Below are 14,147 nucleotides of genomic sequence, written 5' to 3'. Positions count from 1 at the left end.
GTTTATTGGTTGTTGCTGATAGTTTTCTGTCGGGAGTATTCAATGGGGGTGAAACCTTTGCTTAGTTCGGCAGGAGTATCCTGAATGTCATCAGACAATCCTGTGATTTGACCCTCCGCATCCAGCATGACAACGGTCTTGCCATACACATCCAGCCGCGCTCCGTCTGCATCCAGAAAGATTCGTCTGGTATTTATTTCCAACATCCGGTCTTTTCTTCCTACGGAGGTTAGCCTGACAACGCGTACGGGAAATCTGGCAAGGAACCCGTTCATACTTTCCAGAATATCGTCACGGGATGTTTTGATATCCAATGACATATTAAGGATTTCTTCTGAAAACATGGTAGAAATGGATTCTCCCTCAGGATACCTGCCGACCAGAAGGTGCAGCATATGATAGGCCTTCTTTTCCAGTAATTCGGGGGTTAGTGCTTTCGGTTCTGCTTTCGGTTCTGCTTTCGGTTCTGCTTTCGGTTCTGCTTTCGGTTCTGCTTTCGGTTTCGGTTCAGAGGAAAGTGGAGTTGCCGGGTCAAGAATTATGGGAATGAACTCTTCTGGTTCCTCGATCTGCCTGTTCAGTCGATCTGCAATATTGTAGTGGTTAAAACAGAAAACAGCAGCCATGCCGGCCAGAATGAAGAACGGCAGCAGAGGACCAGTTTGTGAGAGATAACGAGCTGTAGAATGGGGCAAACCGCAATGGCTGCACACATCGCCTCCATGCGTTTGATTGCAAATACATTTAACCAGTTGACCCGATCCCATAAATTTTCTTGTCGGAGAATACGATACAGCATTCATAATGCTGATTCCGTGTTTATTCTTTGATAACCAAACATTAACAGGAATAACCCATGACAATTTCATCCATAATTCACGGAAGAATCAGAGAAAAAAATCCCCTTAAATCCTTCCCAATTATTTCAAAAATATCATTTTGATTTTTTTTTGACATCAGCATTATGAATGAAGAACTCACTGAAAATCTCATTGCAAAAGAATTACTGAAGAAGGTCGACCTTACACAGTGCGATTTGGCTCGTCTTGTACTAGAAGCTATTGAAAATCTGGGGAATTTGGCTCGGGGGCTCAACCGGGTAGAACTGATTGTTCTTCTGCGCAACACGTTGCAAAAAGGAGTGTCCGTTGTAAAATCTGCCACTCATACAGTCACTTTGGAAGTAGCAGCCTGGGCAAGTGTCGATGCCCGGAAGGATTTGAGGCCGTCATCGAAAAGAGACTTGCGCCATTTCGTTCGTCGGATTCTACGTGTCGAGGGTATTGCCCAATTGCCTTTGCGTTCCATGACTCCTATTCAATGCAAGAAAATTTTAGAGACGGCATTCGGTTCAAGTCCAAGCAGTTATACGAAGGGTCGCGTCATTCTTCACAGCATATTTACTTACGGCATTCGCCAGGAATGGTGTGATGTAAACCCGGTAATCCGCATTGAAGTGCCCAAGATAAAAGAAAGGTACATTGAGCCGCTTTCCCTGAAGGATGTGGAAAAACTGAAGGAAGCAACTACACGCCCCGAATTCAGGAATATGCGTTTTTCCTTGAATTTGATGCTTTACGCCGGAATCAGGCCGACTGAGGTAAGCCGTTTGCAGAAAACTGACTTCCAATGGGATGAGCGTCTGGTAATCGTGCGGTCTACCGTCAGTAAGACTGGCGGCGGCAGAGCCGTACCTCTAAGAGGGATTCACAATATCAGGAAGAAAGACCGCTATATTCCTCGAAATTGGAAACGCAAATGGAAAGCTTTGCGCAGAGTTGCCGGTTTCCAGAGTAACTGGGTGCCCGATATTTGTCGCCACACGTTTGCAAGTTATCACGCTGCTTATTTCCGAAACCTGTCGGAGTTACAGATGGAAATGGGACACCGTGACACCTCACTATTGAGGAGCCGCTATATGGCTCCTGTTCTGCGAAAAGATGCTGCTGCGTTCTGGCGAGAAGCTAAATAGTAAGGCAAGGGACTCGGTATGCGAAACCAGAACGCAAGTGCTTTTCCTGGTGCCTCACCTGATGGCGGAGTACATAGAATGGAGTCATGGGTACATGACGGCAGGTAATAAGCCGTCACATATAGATGACGCGAAGGGAATAGATTTTTCAAATATGATTGATAAAAAATGGATATGGAAACATTTTATCAATCATATCAGGACATTCATCCTATGTCTTGATTCATGATGCCATTGATCGTGCTCATCAATGAATCAAAAGGCTCCGGCTCATCAAAGAGCATGGCAGAAGTCTGTTCGTAGTCCCTTTGCCATTTTTCTCGCAATTCAAGAGAATCCGGGATCAGTTTCAAATCCGAGGGAAGCAATGTATCGTAATCGACCCATGTCTGCCAATGGTAGAGCTTGCGTTTGTCCCTTACATCGAAGAATAGCTCCTTATCAACATATCCCGCTCGGATAAGGGCTGCCGCATCATAATAGTGGCGTGCCAGCCTGGCCTTGATATTCCATCCTTCATGCGGACGGGTATTATTCTCATGGAGAATGAAACACTTCTCCCAGAATGTTCGGAAAGGGCTAATCGTTCGTACTTCAGTCGAATCTGAAAACTCCGGAAATCCTTCCCCAATGTAAGAATCGACCATCCTGGCTTCGGATGGTTCCGTCTGAGCTCTCCCGCTCAATTCGATTTTGACAAAAGGACGAATGTAGAGGCTTTCATTCTGTTCGAACAAGGATGGATAATGGATTAAGAGGACAAATGGATCACGGGCCGTGGACAGATCTTCCAACTCGATATGCACATTCTTGATTCCCATTTCTTTCATCCTCTCCTCCATGAGAGGCAGGAGAACATGCTCCATCATCCTCCGGTAGTGGGGGCGAATCTTACGCAATTTAGCATCCCTCTGGCTGGCGGATTGAAACGCTGTCGGCTTATCTTCTTCACCCAGTTCAGTGAAGAAACGGGGAGATAACGCAACATCGATATCCTCAGAGAAACGGCGTATGATCTTGTACGCTTTGGAGAGGGACGTCCCGCCTCTGAAGCATAGATAAGGATTCAAGGAGTCTTCCCGAAAAAGGATATTCAGAACCCGGCATACCCAGAAATCCTTTTCAACAATAGAAGGAATGATACCCAGCTGCTCGCCAATGTGGCGGCACAGGAATATTCAATCTTCGGATGGGAGACCAAGGAAATCACTCATGGGAGACAGGGGGCGCTATGACTTGTTGTAGAATGGGGCGCATCCATACAGGAACAAGTTCCATATCACGAGATAATTGTTCCTTTTCCGTATCGGAAAGCCGCTTGGTTAATTGAGTGACCACAAAATCACGATCTATCGACTTCCTGCCCAGCGAGCGCAACGCTTGAACGACCAATCCCGTAATACTCCCCGACAGGCGCATCAGTTTCGGAGATGTCTTCTTGAAGCGGAGTTTCCATCCACCTACGTGAACCGTTGCAGAAGGTCGATCCGTCAAATACTCGTACCGCCCGGCCATTTGGTCGGAAAGCCACAAAGCGTTAGCGGCATGGATTCCATTAGGTAAAAGACGAGCTTCATTTTTCCTTGCCCAGGCTTTCGCTACCTGTTCCGGGTCAGTTGGTACAGGCAAATTAAATCTCTTGTTGGTCGCTGGGATCTCATAGATACCGGGAAGGATACGCTTGAGCTCGCCATCCCTTGCCATGCGAGAAAGCGCTTGATCTACTGCTGTCCTGGGCCAGAACGCAAGAAAATCGGAAGAGGTAATAACCTCTCCTTTTGCCTTCTCGGAAAATATTTTTTCCCTCAGCTGGCTCCTGATGCTCCCCTTCATGATTAAAAAGTATTGTTTATCTGACTAAAGTCAATAAAAAATGCTGTTTATCTGACTAAAATGACTGAAGCAAAGATCAATTAACCGCATCCGGGATGATAGAAAGGTATGCTTCAGCATCCTTACGGGAAACACCCTGCCTGTAGTGGGATTCGGTCATCTGCGTTCCACTATGTCCCATCCAGCGGGCAACATCCGGCAAGGGATGGAGAGCTGCCTGATAGGAAGCGAATGAGTGTCGCAACGCATTCTTTGGTATCGTGATGCCGGCTTTGGCTGCCAGCTGGTCCAGGCGATAGCCATATCTGAGTTCGTCATCCCGGGTCATTGGCTCCCATTCTCCTGCGGCCAGCCATGCCTTGATTTGCGGGGAGGTGGGTATGTAACGATCCTTCGTTTTCCCCTTGGGTCCCTTCGCGATCTCACGCGAAACAAAGATATCGTCATGTCCATCCGGTTTGTCCTTGTATTGAACAACCTCTGAACGTCTTAGCCCGCACAATCCCTGTAGAACAATACGGGAAAGCATGGGGCGGTCATATTTTAATGCCGCCTCAAGCAATTTCCGGAATTCGTCCGGGGTAAGAATCCCGATGGAGATGTGATCCCTGGAAGGAGCGACGGTCAAGGAGACCGGGTTTTTCTGAATCAGATCGTGCTGAATGGCCCAGAGAAAAAAGGCATTCAGCGTACCCCGGTACCTGTATTTGCTGGTATTCGAGAGGGGCTTTCCCTGATACCGGAACGAATCCAGTTTGTCATTGATTTCGGCGGCGGTGATTGATGACAACTCCCGGTTGGTCCAGCCTTGCTGCCATTTATCGAGTTCATGAAGGACGTTCTTATGGTGGGCCGGCTGGCATTGGCCCCGATCCAGCATCAGCTGCCTCTCCTTTCGATACTGAGCCATGGCGTCATCCAGAGATATACCCGTCGAGGGTGGTTTCGGGGTAGTAATGTCAACATGATCAGCAATGACGCTTAATTGTGATCCGAGTAAATCCTTGATTTCCTGCTCTTTGGTATCCGTGAGAGCATCTTTCCACCACGAAAGGAGATCAGTTGCAAATGCCTTTACCTCTTCCGGATCTTCATGCTGGTACAAATATTGAAGCGTATGTTGCAGAAGGTTGTTGTCCCTACCAAATTTTCTCCACAAGCGGATAGCGAACATTTCGACCACGGATTCTCCCTCTGCAACCATATTGAATATTGCCAGGGCATCGTCGATATGCCCCTTGTCATACATATCGTAGAGAGCCCGGGCTTCGTCGTAATCGCGGAAGGTGCGCTCTTTCCATTCTCCCGTGTCCTTGTCAACAAAGCGGAGCCGCCAGACTGAAGGGCGACCTTTCTTCTTTACTTCAGTGAGTTTGACTTTGCTGCCATATCGGCCTTTGGCATGCTTCCTCTTCATGTAACGAGAGTAATGGTTTACAGAAAAAGCTTCAAGACGAATTAGGGGACAAACTGGGGGACATATTCGTAAATTGCTTACAATGAATAAAAGTGTTTAGATTCAGGTTCTAGTGGGGGTTCCCCGTGAAGGTTCGAGTCCCCTCTCGAGCACCATCCCTTTTATACCGCAAGTTGCTGTTCATAAGCGCTTGCGGTTTTTGTTTATCGACAATTGCAAGACAAACCGCAGTATATTTATACAACTTTTATCAACACGAAACGGGAATGTGCTGCAAGAAATGAAAGGTCCTCCCTCTTGTTTACTCGCTGGAAACAGTTCAGGTAAAAACCAATGAGGGAAGCTGTGTATTTACGATGCCCTTCAAACGCCCCCTGCCATCAGGGCCAGGACTTCCACGCGGTTCGGCATGGAGCGGATGGCTCCCTTGCGCGTCGTCACGATGGACGCGGCGGCGTTGGCGAATAAAAGCATGTCCGCCAACTGTCCGTCCGTCAGGTTTTCCAGCCCTGTTTCCAGAATCCAGTCCAGGCAGGAACCAAAAAAGGCGTCTCCGGCGCCCGTCGTGTCAATGGTATTGACCTTCAGGAACGTAGGCTGGTAAACCAGCGTGTCTCCATAGGAAGCCCAGCTCCCTTCCCTGCCCCCTGTTACGAGGATGAGGCGGAGATTGCTGAATTCCCTTTTCAGGGCATCCAGCCCTTCCTTCATGGAGGAGCACCCGGTGAGGAACAGAAGTTCCTCCACCTCTATTTTCATGACGCTGCACGCGCCGCAGCCGTAGAGCATTTGCTCCCGGGCCAGCTCCAGGCTGGGCCAGAGGGGAGGCCGGAGGTTGGGGTCAAAGGAGACGAGGGCACCCTTCTCCCGGGCATGGCTGACGGCATGCCTCGTGGCGCGCCGCACGTCGCCGTGCGTCATGGAGATGGTCCCGAAGTGGAATACGCGCGTGTTTTCCACCAGCGCCATGTCCACCTCCCCGGAGGTCAGTTTCATGTCCGCGCCGGGATTGCGGTAGAAGGAAAAATCACGGTCGCCATGTTCGTCAATCTGGACGAAGGCCAGGGTGGTGTTGACTTCCCGGGAAGAGACCAGCCCCGAATCGTCAATGCCTTCCTCCTGAAGCGTGCGCCGGAGCATTTTCCCGAACATGTCATGCCCCACCTTGCCGATGAAGGCGGTCCTGCGCCCCAGCCGGGACAGCATGGAGAGGACATTGCAGGGGGCTCCCCCGGATTGGCCTGGTAAACGGGCAGTTCCTGGGCGCTCACTCCGCAGGGGGTGAAGTCCACCAGCAGTTCTCCGAGGGCTACGACGTCATACATGCTTTTCCAAATGTTGAAGGTGGTCCTTCCGGCATAAAGGAAAGCCGGGAGAGATAGTAAAGCATAGAACGCGCCGCCTGTTCCGGGAAAGGAAAAAGAGGTTCATTCCAGTCATGCCGGCAAAGGACGTACTGCCGGGGTCCCATCGCGCCCTGTGGAAACCGTGCCCGTAAAAAAATCCGGGATTTTTCCGTGAACGGTCCCCTGCGGCGCGTGATCAATCCGCCGGATAGGGAAAAAGTCTGGCATATCCCTAACACCCGCCTCTCCGGAAATGCCCATTAGTATGAGACGGCAAATACCATACCTCATTTCAAGATGATGAAGAAGGAACTGAAACGACAGGGCAAGGCGAAGATTCCGGGGGCTCCCGTCCCCTATGACAGGACAACCATTCAGCCGGGGATAGTCCATATAGGAGTGGGCAACTTCCATCGCGCGCATGAAGAGTTTTACACGAACCAGCTTCTGGGCATGGGCGGCCGTGACGAATGGGGAATTTCCGGAGTGGCGCTGCTGCCTCAGGACGAACCCCTTTACAAGGCGCTGAAGAGCCAGGACGGCCTTTACACGCTGACGGTCTGCGGCCGCGACGGCAAGGACGAGTTTTATGAGATAGGCTCCCTGGTGGATCTGGCGTGGGGGCCGAAGGATCCCGAAAAGGTCATCGACAGGATTGCGGACCCCCGCACTAAAATCATCACGCTGACCATTACGGAAGGGGGATACAATCTGGATAAGGAAACCGGTGAGTTCATGCTCAACAGCAAGGACGTGAAACATGACCTGGAACATCTCGACCATCCCCGGACGGTTTTCGGGTTCCTGGCCGCCGGATTGCGGAAGAGGCGCAAGGACGGCGCAGGCCCCGTAACCGTTCTATCCTGCGACAACCTCCAGCACAATGGAGACACGGCCCGGAAAGCGTTCACTTCCTTTATCGAGGCCCAGGATCCCGGGCTGGCGCAGTGGGTGAAGAAGAACGTGACATTCCCCAACAGCATGGTGGACCGCATCACGCCCGCCGTCACGCCGGACGACGTCAAGCGACTGGACGCGCAGAGCGGCGTGGAAGACGCCGCCCCCGTCTATTCGGAGGATTTCATCCAGTGGGTGATTGAGGATGATTTCATTGCCGGGCGCCCGGACTGGGAAACCGTGGGCGTGGAGTTTACGGACGATGTTTCCGCTTATGAGAATATGAAGCTCAGCCTGCTGAACGCGTCCCACTCCCTGCTGTCCTACCCCGCCTTTCTGGCCGGGTACCGCCGGGTGGACGAGGCGGTAGGGGATGAACGGTTCGCCCGCTACTTGCGCCTTTTCATGGACCGGGACGCGGGCCCCTACGTTCCGCCTCCGGGGAATACGGATTTGGAGCTGTACAAGAAGACCCTGCTGGAACGCTTCGGCAACAAGGCGGTGAGCGACCAGATCAGCCGCTTGTGCTTTGACGGCGTTTCCAAGATTCCCGTGTATGTGATGCCCGTTTTAACGAAGATGATCAGGGACGGCGCCGACCTGGAACGCCTGGCGTTTTTCGTGGCCGCCTACCGCCATTACCTGAAGCACGGAAAGGATGACCGGGGCCAGGCTTATGAAGTGAACGAGCCCTGGCTGACCAAGGAGGACCGGAAGCTGATCGCCAGCGACGACCCGCTGGATTTCCTCGCCCTCTCCCCCTTCCGGAGCACGGATTTGAAGGCGGCGGACAAGTTCGTCAGCCAGTACCTGGGCATGGTGGAGAAGCTTGAAAAAGACGGCGTGCTCTCCGTTCTGGAAAAATTGGTTCTTCCGTAGTCATACAATCCTTCATGCAGCCCGTCTCCTGTTCCGGGCTGCATGAAGACACCTTCCCGACCTCTTCCTTTCCGCCGCATTCTCACCCTTCCCTCCTCTCATGGAAACACAACCGCATTCACGCCTGGGTCCCTTCCTTGCCCTGACTTTCATTTATTTTCTCGTCGGGTTCCTGTCCACCGTGAACGGCCAGTTCCAGGGGCCTTTGCAAAGCGCCTTCCTGCCGGATGCCGGCGCCTTGAAAAACACGTTCATCACGCTAATTCCCTTTTTCTTTTTCCTGGCGTACCTGGTGAACGGAAATATCGCCTCCCGCTGGATCAACCGCTACGGCTACAAGACCACGCTGATACGGGGGCTCCTGTTCATGGTGCTTGGGCTGGCCGTCTTTTTCCTGTCCGCATGGTTCACCGTCCAGTTCGGGGACCTGCGCACGACGATCGCCGGGGCCAGCATCCCCTACGGCTATTTTATTTTTCTGGCGGGGTCCTATGCCATGGGCACCTCCGCCACGGTTTTGCAGGTCGTCATCAACCCCTACGTGACGTCCTATGAATTGAAGGGAACCCAGCCCGTCCAGCGCCTCAACATCGTCTGCGCCGTGAATTCCTTCGGAACGACGATCGCGCCGTTTTTCGTGACCGGCATCCTGTTCGCTGGACTGCCCATGGAGAGCGTCCACGTGCGGCAGCTGATGCTTCCCCTGCTTATCCTGGGCGTCCTGATTGCGCTGGTCACCCTGATGACGAAGCGCCTTTACCTGCCCAACATCCGGGACACCACGGCCGGAGAAGGAGAAAAACTGGAACGCAGCATCTGGTCCTTCCGGCATTTGACATTGGGCGTGATCGCCATTTTCTTTTATGTGGGCGCGGAGGTGTCCGTGGGCATCAACGTGAACCTGCACGCCCTGGAACTCAGCAATTCGGATGAACCGCTGCTGTTTCTGGGCTCCAGCAACCTGGTGGTGTGGGGGGTGGACCTGGGCATTCCGGCCCTGCTGGCCTCCCTGTACTGGGGCGGACTGATGGTGGGGCGCATCGTTTCCAGCTGGCTGAACCATATCTCCCCCCGTGTCCAGTTGACGGCGGCAACCTCCGCGGCGGCCATCCTGACGCTGGTCGCCATTTACACCCATAACCTGTGGGTGCTGGTTTCCGTAGGGTTGTTCCATTCCGTCATGTGGGGCTGTATTTTCACGCTCGCCACCGTGGGGCTGAAAAAATACACCGCCAAGGCTTCCGGCATTTTCATGATGGGCGTGTTCGGCGGCGCCGTTTTCCCCTTCCTCCAGGGAGCGCTGACGGACGCGCTGGGAAGCTGGCGCTGGTCATGGATGCTCGTCTTCCTCTGTGAGCTGGTCATGCTTGCCTATGCCCTTGCGGGTTCCCGCGTCAGGAAAGAAGACCTGCTGGAAGGAACGGACTGATTTCTTTTCCGGGGAGAAGCCGGGTCCGGCGGAACAGCCCGTCCCATGCTCCGGGAAGTTGATTTTCCCTCAGGGAAAACCATCATGTCCTCCGCCTCTTCTTCATGGAATGATGCGCTCTCAACCATTTCATTAAGAAGAATCATGAAAGAAATAAAATCATTCAGTCAGGGACAGTTGATTCGCCAGACAGGGAATATTTATCCTTCCGGAATATGTCTGGGCCTGGTCACTTATTGGCTCATTGCATGCCATCGTCATGAAGAAAGTCAATTCTGGGCCGATATTGAACACAGCATCAGTACGCCTCGTAATCAGTCCATTTCAAAGGCATCCCTTATCTATGGAGAGGGATACGCGGCAAAAGCCTCCGTTTTCCATGAACAAAACGACATGGCGGATGTCATTGTCCGTAGCCGTGAAAAAATGGCTATTGAAGGGGGAATGCGGATGCTGCATAACGAAATGGTCCCAGTAAACTTCTTCCAAAATAATTTTATGGATTACGCTATTTCCAAGATTTTACAACAGGACGTCACCTACACTATTTTAGCCATTCGAGGAGCCGAACCTAATGGACACGCCATCGGCATTCACCACGAAAAGGGGAAGGTGCACATTTTTGACCCCAACTTCTTCGTTCTGGAATGCGACAGCGAGACCGATCTGCCAGGAGAACTTAAAGAAGCATTTCTAACCATTGATCATCGCTACCAAGGCAGGTTTAACAATATCTTTCACCTGGATGCTTTTTATTAAGGAAAAACTACCACTCATTCCTGGGATGAGTCCTCCGCAGCAGGAGGCAAATTATTGACGGTAATCCTTCTCAACTTCCATGAGAAGTTGAGAGGGATTTTCCTTTTCCATAATCGGCAAGTCTTCATCTCAACCCTCATACCTCACCGGCGCGAAACCATGTCCCGGAACTGGCGGCAACCAGGTTTATTTCGCATTTTTCTTCATGATTTCCCTCTCATCCTGTAACATGCGCCCATGCAAGACAGAAGCAGCGGCTTTCAATGGCCTGCCCAGTGGACCCCTGATATCCTCGCCACCCTGATGTTTGTGGTGCAGGACGGAAAGATTCTCCTGATACGCAAGAAGAGGGGGATCGGCGCGGGGAAGGTGAACGGACCCGGCGGGAAGTTTGAGCCGGGGGAAACGGCCCTCCAGTGTGTGCTGCGGGAGGTCCGGGAGGAACTCTGCATTGACGTTGCGGACGCCCGGGAAATGGGCGTGCTGAATTTTTCCTTCACGTGCGGCACCATTCCGGAAATCCGCTGCCACGTGTTCATGGCGTCCTCTTTCAAGGGCACCCCTTTGGAAACGCCGGAGGCAGAGCCTTTCTGGTGCCCGGTGGACGGGATTCCCTACGATTTCATGTGGCAGGATGACCGGTTCTGGCTTCCCGCCATGCTGGACGGGAAACGGTTTGAGGCGTTTTTCACGTTTGAGGGGGACCGGATGCTGGAGTTTTCCCTGAAAACCGGGGATTGCCCCGGCAAGGAAAAACAGGCGCCCTCCGCCTCCCCTTCCCTCTGAGCCATCCGGGAGAAACCGGACTTTTTTTCCTTCCGGCTCTCCCCCGGCAGCATCAATGTTCAGAAGGAGACGGAGACGCCCAGCGCCGCCTGATGCTCCAGGAAGGATTCCCTGAAATGCGCCTGGTAGGAGGCGAAGACGGAGCATCTGTCATTGAAGACCATTCTGGACAGCAGCTTGACTTTGAATGACTGCTTTCCGGGAGAGTAGCCCTTCCCCTTGTACCGGGATTCCCGGTATTCATCCCCTTCCCACCAGCCGTCCCGGAACGTGTAATGGGGATCGTTCCGGTAGATGTCCGGGCAGTAGCTCCCGGACAGGGCATTGATCCATACGGTGTTTCCGGACAGGCGGAGAACGTGTTCCAGCGTCACCCCCATCGCCAGGGACACATTGTCAAACGTGCCCCGGTTGTCCCGCCGCTGGTTATCATCATCGTCATCGTCCCAGTCGTCGTCGTCCCACCAGTAATCCCCCCACCAGGAGGAATCGCCGTAACCGCCCCGGTCATCCCTTTTCACCTTGTTGGCTCCGTGCACATACGTTACTCCCATAAAGGGGATCACGCTGAAGGAGTTCGTCACCTGATAGCGCCAGGAGGCGGAAAGCCCCGCCTGGAACGTTTCCGAGTTCCACTTGGAGGCGTTTCCCCACGCATCACTGTGGCGGCATTTGTTTTCCGTACTGCCGAAGGCCGCATTCGCGGCAAGAAGCAGGCTGGACCGCGGGCCCGTTTCCCGGAAGAAGGCGCCGTACAGGTTGGCCATCCACGCAGACTGCCGGAAGCGGTCTCCCTCTAGGGGACCGTCCGGATAGTCCGGCATTTCCTGAATGTTCTGGTGCCCGAACATCTGCCCGAACGCCAGACCCAGCAGGGAACCGGATTTTTCTCCATACGTGCCGTAGTCATACCCCAGCGCGTAGCCGGCGGCTGAGTAGTCAAAGGAAGGCTGGTTGTTCCGGATTCCGGCATCGCCAAAGCTGCCCAGAGCGCCCGCCCACAGGTTGGACGGTCCCTTCTGCTGAAAACGGGAGATATTTATCTGGGCGGAGGAGGCTTCCACCAGCGTCTGCACATAAGCCGCGGACGCCCACATGGAATCCAGCGTGGTTTCCGGACCGCTTTCCGGGAACTGGTTCCAGGATTCGGCGCGCACGGCAGGCAGGCATCCTGCCAGGGTCAGGCTCCATAAGGAAATACGGGATAGTTTCATGATCGGGTATGATGGGTTTAATGGTCGGATGTTGGAACCGGCCTTCATTTTTCAAGCGCACGCTGATGCCTGTTTTGTGTATCAAATGCATTTCCCATACTCCGGAGAACTCCTCCCTGCCCGTCCCCGCCTGCCGTTCATGCATTCCGGACCGGTTAGTATTTTTCCTGTTTTTCCCTGTTCTTTTTCTTCAGGAAACGCACCCCTCTGACCGGCTCCCGTTTTTCCCGTCACCGCGGGATAAGCGGAGGGGTTCCGCTTCTCCGTTCCGTCCTCTCCCGGCCTTCAATTTGTGTTCTTTAAGCTTTTCTTCACGGCTCAATAATGATAAAGGTGCGGGAGCAACCGTGTGATCCTTGATCGTTCACTTGCTGGCTATTTCAATTCATATTCCATTATTCGACATGTATACCCCCGAATTCAAAAACATCCTCACTTCCACCCTGGACGGACTGCGTGCGGAAGGTCTGTACAAGGAAGAACGCTTCATCGCCTCCCAGCAATATTCCCAGGTGACGCTAAAGGACGGACGCTCCGTCATCAACATGTGCGCCAACAATTACCTGGGCCTGGCCAATAATCCGGAAGTGATGGAGGCCGCCAAGAAAGCCATTGACGAATGGGGCTTCGGCATGGCTTCCGTGCGGTTCATCTGCGGCACGCAGACCCTGCACCGCCAGCTTGAGGAACGCCTTTCCCAGTTCCTCGGCACGGAAGACACGATTCTGTTCCCCTCCTGCTTTGACGCCAACGGCGGCCTGTTTGAAGGCCTCCTGACCGCGGACGACGCCATTATTTCCGATTCCCTGAACCACGCCTCCATCATTGACGGCGTGCGCCTCTGCAAGGCCAAGCGCTTCCGCTACGCCAACAACGACATGGCGGACCTGGAAGCCAAGCTCCAGGAAGCGGATGCCGCCGGAGCCCGCGTGAAGCTGATTTCCACGGACGGCGTGTTTTCCATGGACGGCATCATCGCCCAGCTGGACAAGATTCACGAGCTGGCCGCCAGGTACAACGCCATCGTCCATTTTGACGACTGCCACGCCACGGGTTTCCTGGGCAAGCGGGGCCGCGGCACGCACGAATACCGCGGCCTGTTCGGCAACATAGACATCACTACCGGCACCCTGGGCAAGGCCCTGGGGGGCGCCTCCGGCGGCTATGTTTCCGGCCCGAAGGAAGTGGTGGACGTCCTGCGCCAGAAGGCGCGCCCTTACCTGTTCTCCAACAGCGTGGCCCCCGCCATCGTGGCCGCCTCCATCAAGGTGCTGGACCTGCTGGAACAGTCCACGGAAGCGCGCGACCGCGTGGAAGCGAATACCAAGTATTTCCGCGACGCCATGACGGCCGCGGGCTTCACCATCGGCGGCAAGGACCACCCCATTTCCCCGGTGATGCTGGGGGACGCCGTGCTGTCCCAGAATTTCTCCGCCCAGCTTCTGGACGAAGGCGTGTACGCCGTCGGCTTCTTCTACCCCGTCGTTCCCAAGGGGCAGGCCCGCATCCGCACGCAGATTTCCGCCGCCCACACCCGCGAACAGCTGGACAAGGCGATTGAAGCCTTCTGCAAGGTGGGCAAGAACCTGGGAGTTATTTCCTGATTCCTGCACCC

12 protein-coding genes are annotated in these 14,147 nt (G+C 53.6%); 6 read left to right on the top strand and 6 right to left on the bottom strand.

Annotated elements, in window-relative coordinates:
• Positions 1–2: 2 nt before the first annotated feature.
• Positions 3–869, bottom strand: coding sequence for a hypothetical protein (locus PVA48_RS11015; RefSeq protein WP_412673835.1), 867 nt, complete (start codon positions 867–869; stop codon positions 3–5).
• 95 nt (positions 870–964) lie between these two features.
• On the opposite strand from PVA48_RS11015, the gene PVA48_RS11010 reads away from it, so the two are divergent.
• Entirely contained in the window at positions 965–1,972 is a 1,008-nt protein-coding gene (locus PVA48_RS11010; RefSeq protein ID WP_102727983.1) for a tyrosine-type recombinase/integrase, read from the top strand.
• Between the two features lie 206 nt (positions 1,973–2,178).
• Here PVA48_RS11010 and PVA48_RS11005 read toward each other — a convergent pair whose 3' ends face one another.
• The 4 genes from PVA48_RS11005 to PVA48_RS10990 form a co-directional block, all read right to left on the bottom strand.
• Positions 2,179–3,063: a nucleotidyl transferase AbiEii/AbiGii toxin family protein gene (locus tag PVA48_RS11005; protein ID WP_423232522.1), complete on the bottom strand. Its 885-nt coding sequence runs from the start codon at positions 3,061–3,063 to the stop codon at positions 2,179–2,181.
• A 115-nt stretch (positions 3,064–3,178) separates the two neighbouring features.
• Positions 3,179–3,805: a DUF6088 family protein gene (locus PVA48_RS11000; protein WP_046437630.1), complete on the bottom strand. Its 627-nt coding sequence runs from the start codon at positions 3,803–3,805 to the stop codon at positions 3,179–3,181.
• A gap of 76 nt (positions 3,806–3,881) precedes the next feature.
• Entirely contained in the window at positions 3,882–5,222 is a 1,341-nt protein-coding gene (locus PVA48_RS10995; protein WP_102727981.1) for a tyrosine-type recombinase/integrase, read from the bottom strand.
• A gap of 363 nt (positions 5,223–5,585) precedes the next feature.
• Entirely contained in the window at positions 5,586–6,428 is an 843-nt protein-coding gene (locus tag PVA48_RS10990; protein ID WP_423231735.1) for a carbohydrate kinase family protein, read from the bottom strand.
• Between the two features lie 437 nt (positions 6,429–6,865).
• Here PVA48_RS10990 and PVA48_RS10985 point away from each other — a divergent pair, with 437 nt between their 5' ends.
• The 4 genes from PVA48_RS10985 to PVA48_RS10970 all read left to right on the top strand — a co-directional run bounded on the left by PVA48_RS10985 (position 6,866) and on the right by PVA48_RS10970 (position 11,318).
• Positions 6,866–8,344: a mannitol dehydrogenase family protein gene (locus PVA48_RS10985; RefSeq protein ID WP_215451171.1), complete on the top strand. Its 1,479-nt coding sequence runs from the start codon at positions 6,866–6,868 to the stop codon at positions 8,342–8,344.
• Positions 8,345–8,444: 100 nt separating this feature from the next.
• Entirely contained in the window at positions 8,445–9,773 is a 1,329-nt protein-coding gene (locus tag PVA48_RS10980) for an MFS transporter (protein WP_102727979.1), read from the top strand.
• 84 nt (positions 9,774–9,857) lie between these two features.
• Entirely contained in the window at positions 9,858–10,532 is a 675-nt protein-coding gene (locus PVA48_RS10975) for a YopT-type cysteine protease domain-containing protein (protein ID WP_180973720.1), read from the top strand.
• A 237-nt stretch (positions 10,533–10,769) separates the two neighbouring features.
• On the top strand, positions 10,770–11,318 hold the full coding sequence (locus PVA48_RS10970) for an 8-oxo-dGTP diphosphatase (protein WP_423231734.1): 549 nt from the start codon (positions 10,770–10,772) through the stop codon (positions 11,316–11,318).
• A 59-nt stretch (positions 11,319–11,377) separates the two neighbouring features.
• Here PVA48_RS10970 and PVA48_RS10965 read toward each other — a convergent pair whose 3' ends face one another.
• Entirely contained in the window at positions 11,378–12,532 is a 1,155-nt protein-coding gene (locus tag PVA48_RS10965) for an autotransporter outer membrane beta-barrel domain-containing protein (protein WP_022397004.1), read from the bottom strand.
• A 404-nt stretch (positions 12,533–12,936) separates the two neighbouring features.
• On the opposite strand from PVA48_RS10965, the gene kbl reads away from it, so the two are divergent.
• Complete coding sequence (gene kbl / locus PVA48_RS10960; RefSeq protein WP_022397003.1) at positions 12,937–14,136, top strand: glycine C-acetyltransferase; 1,200 nt, start codon at positions 12,937–12,939, stop codon at positions 14,134–14,136.
• Positions 14,137–14,147 lie beyond the last annotated feature (11 nt).

It is taken from the genome of Akkermansia sp. JRP_AM1 (assembly GCF_049262625.1).
Taxonomy (GTDB): Bacteria; Verrucomicrobiota; Verrucomicrobiia; order Verrucomicrobiales; family Akkermansiaceae; genus Akkermansia; species Akkermansia massiliensis.
Note: the sequence above shows the minus strand (reverse complement) of the source record. Positions and strands in the feature narration are given on the sequence as shown.

What these genes read in the sequence shown, in the direction of transcription:
- PVA48_RS10995 (WP_102727981.1), bottom strand. Translation starts at nt 5,222, where the DNA reads ATGAAGAGGAAGCATGCCAAAGGCCGATATGGCAGCAAAGTCAAACTC.
- PVA48_RS10970 (WP_423231734.1), top strand. Translation starts at nt 10,770, where the DNA reads ATGCAAGACAGAAGCAGCGGCTTTCAATGGCCTGCCCAGTGGACCCCT.
- PVA48_RS10965 (WP_022397004.1), bottom strand. Translation starts at nt 12,532, where the DNA reads ATGAAACTATCCCGTATTTCCTTATGGAGCCTGACCCTGGCAGGATGC.
- PVA48_RS10980 (WP_102727979.1), top strand. Translation starts at nt 8,445, where the DNA reads ATGGAAACACAACCGCATTCACGCCTGGGTCCCTTCCTTGCCCTGACT.
- kbl (WP_022397003.1), top strand. Translation starts at nt 12,937, where the DNA reads ATGTATACCCCCGAATTCAAAAACATCCTCACTTCCACCCTGGACGGA.
- PVA48_RS11015 (WP_412673835.1), bottom strand. Translation starts at nt 869, where the DNA reads ATGAAATTGTCATGGGTTATTCCTGTTAATGTTTGGTTATCAAAGAAT.
- PVA48_RS10975 (WP_180973720.1), top strand. Translation starts at nt 9,858, where the DNA reads ATGTCCTCCGCCTCTTCTTCATGGAATGATGCGCTCTCAACCATTTCA.
- PVA48_RS10985 (WP_215451171.1), top strand. Translation starts at nt 6,866, where the DNA reads ATGATGAAGAAGGAACTGAAACGACAGGGCAAGGCGAAGATTCCGGGG.
- PVA48_RS10990 (WP_423231735.1), bottom strand. Translation starts at nt 6,428, where the DNA reads ATGCTGTCCCGGCTGGGGCGCAGGACCGCCTTCATCGGCAAGGTGGGG.
- PVA48_RS11010 (WP_102727983.1), top strand. Translation starts at nt 965, where the DNA reads ATGAATGAAGAACTCACTGAAAATCTCATTGCAAAAGAATTACTGAAG.
- PVA48_RS11000 (WP_046437630.1), bottom strand. Translation starts at nt 3,805, where the DNA reads ATGAAGGGGAGCATCAGGAGCCAGCTGAGGGAAAAAATATTTTCCGAG.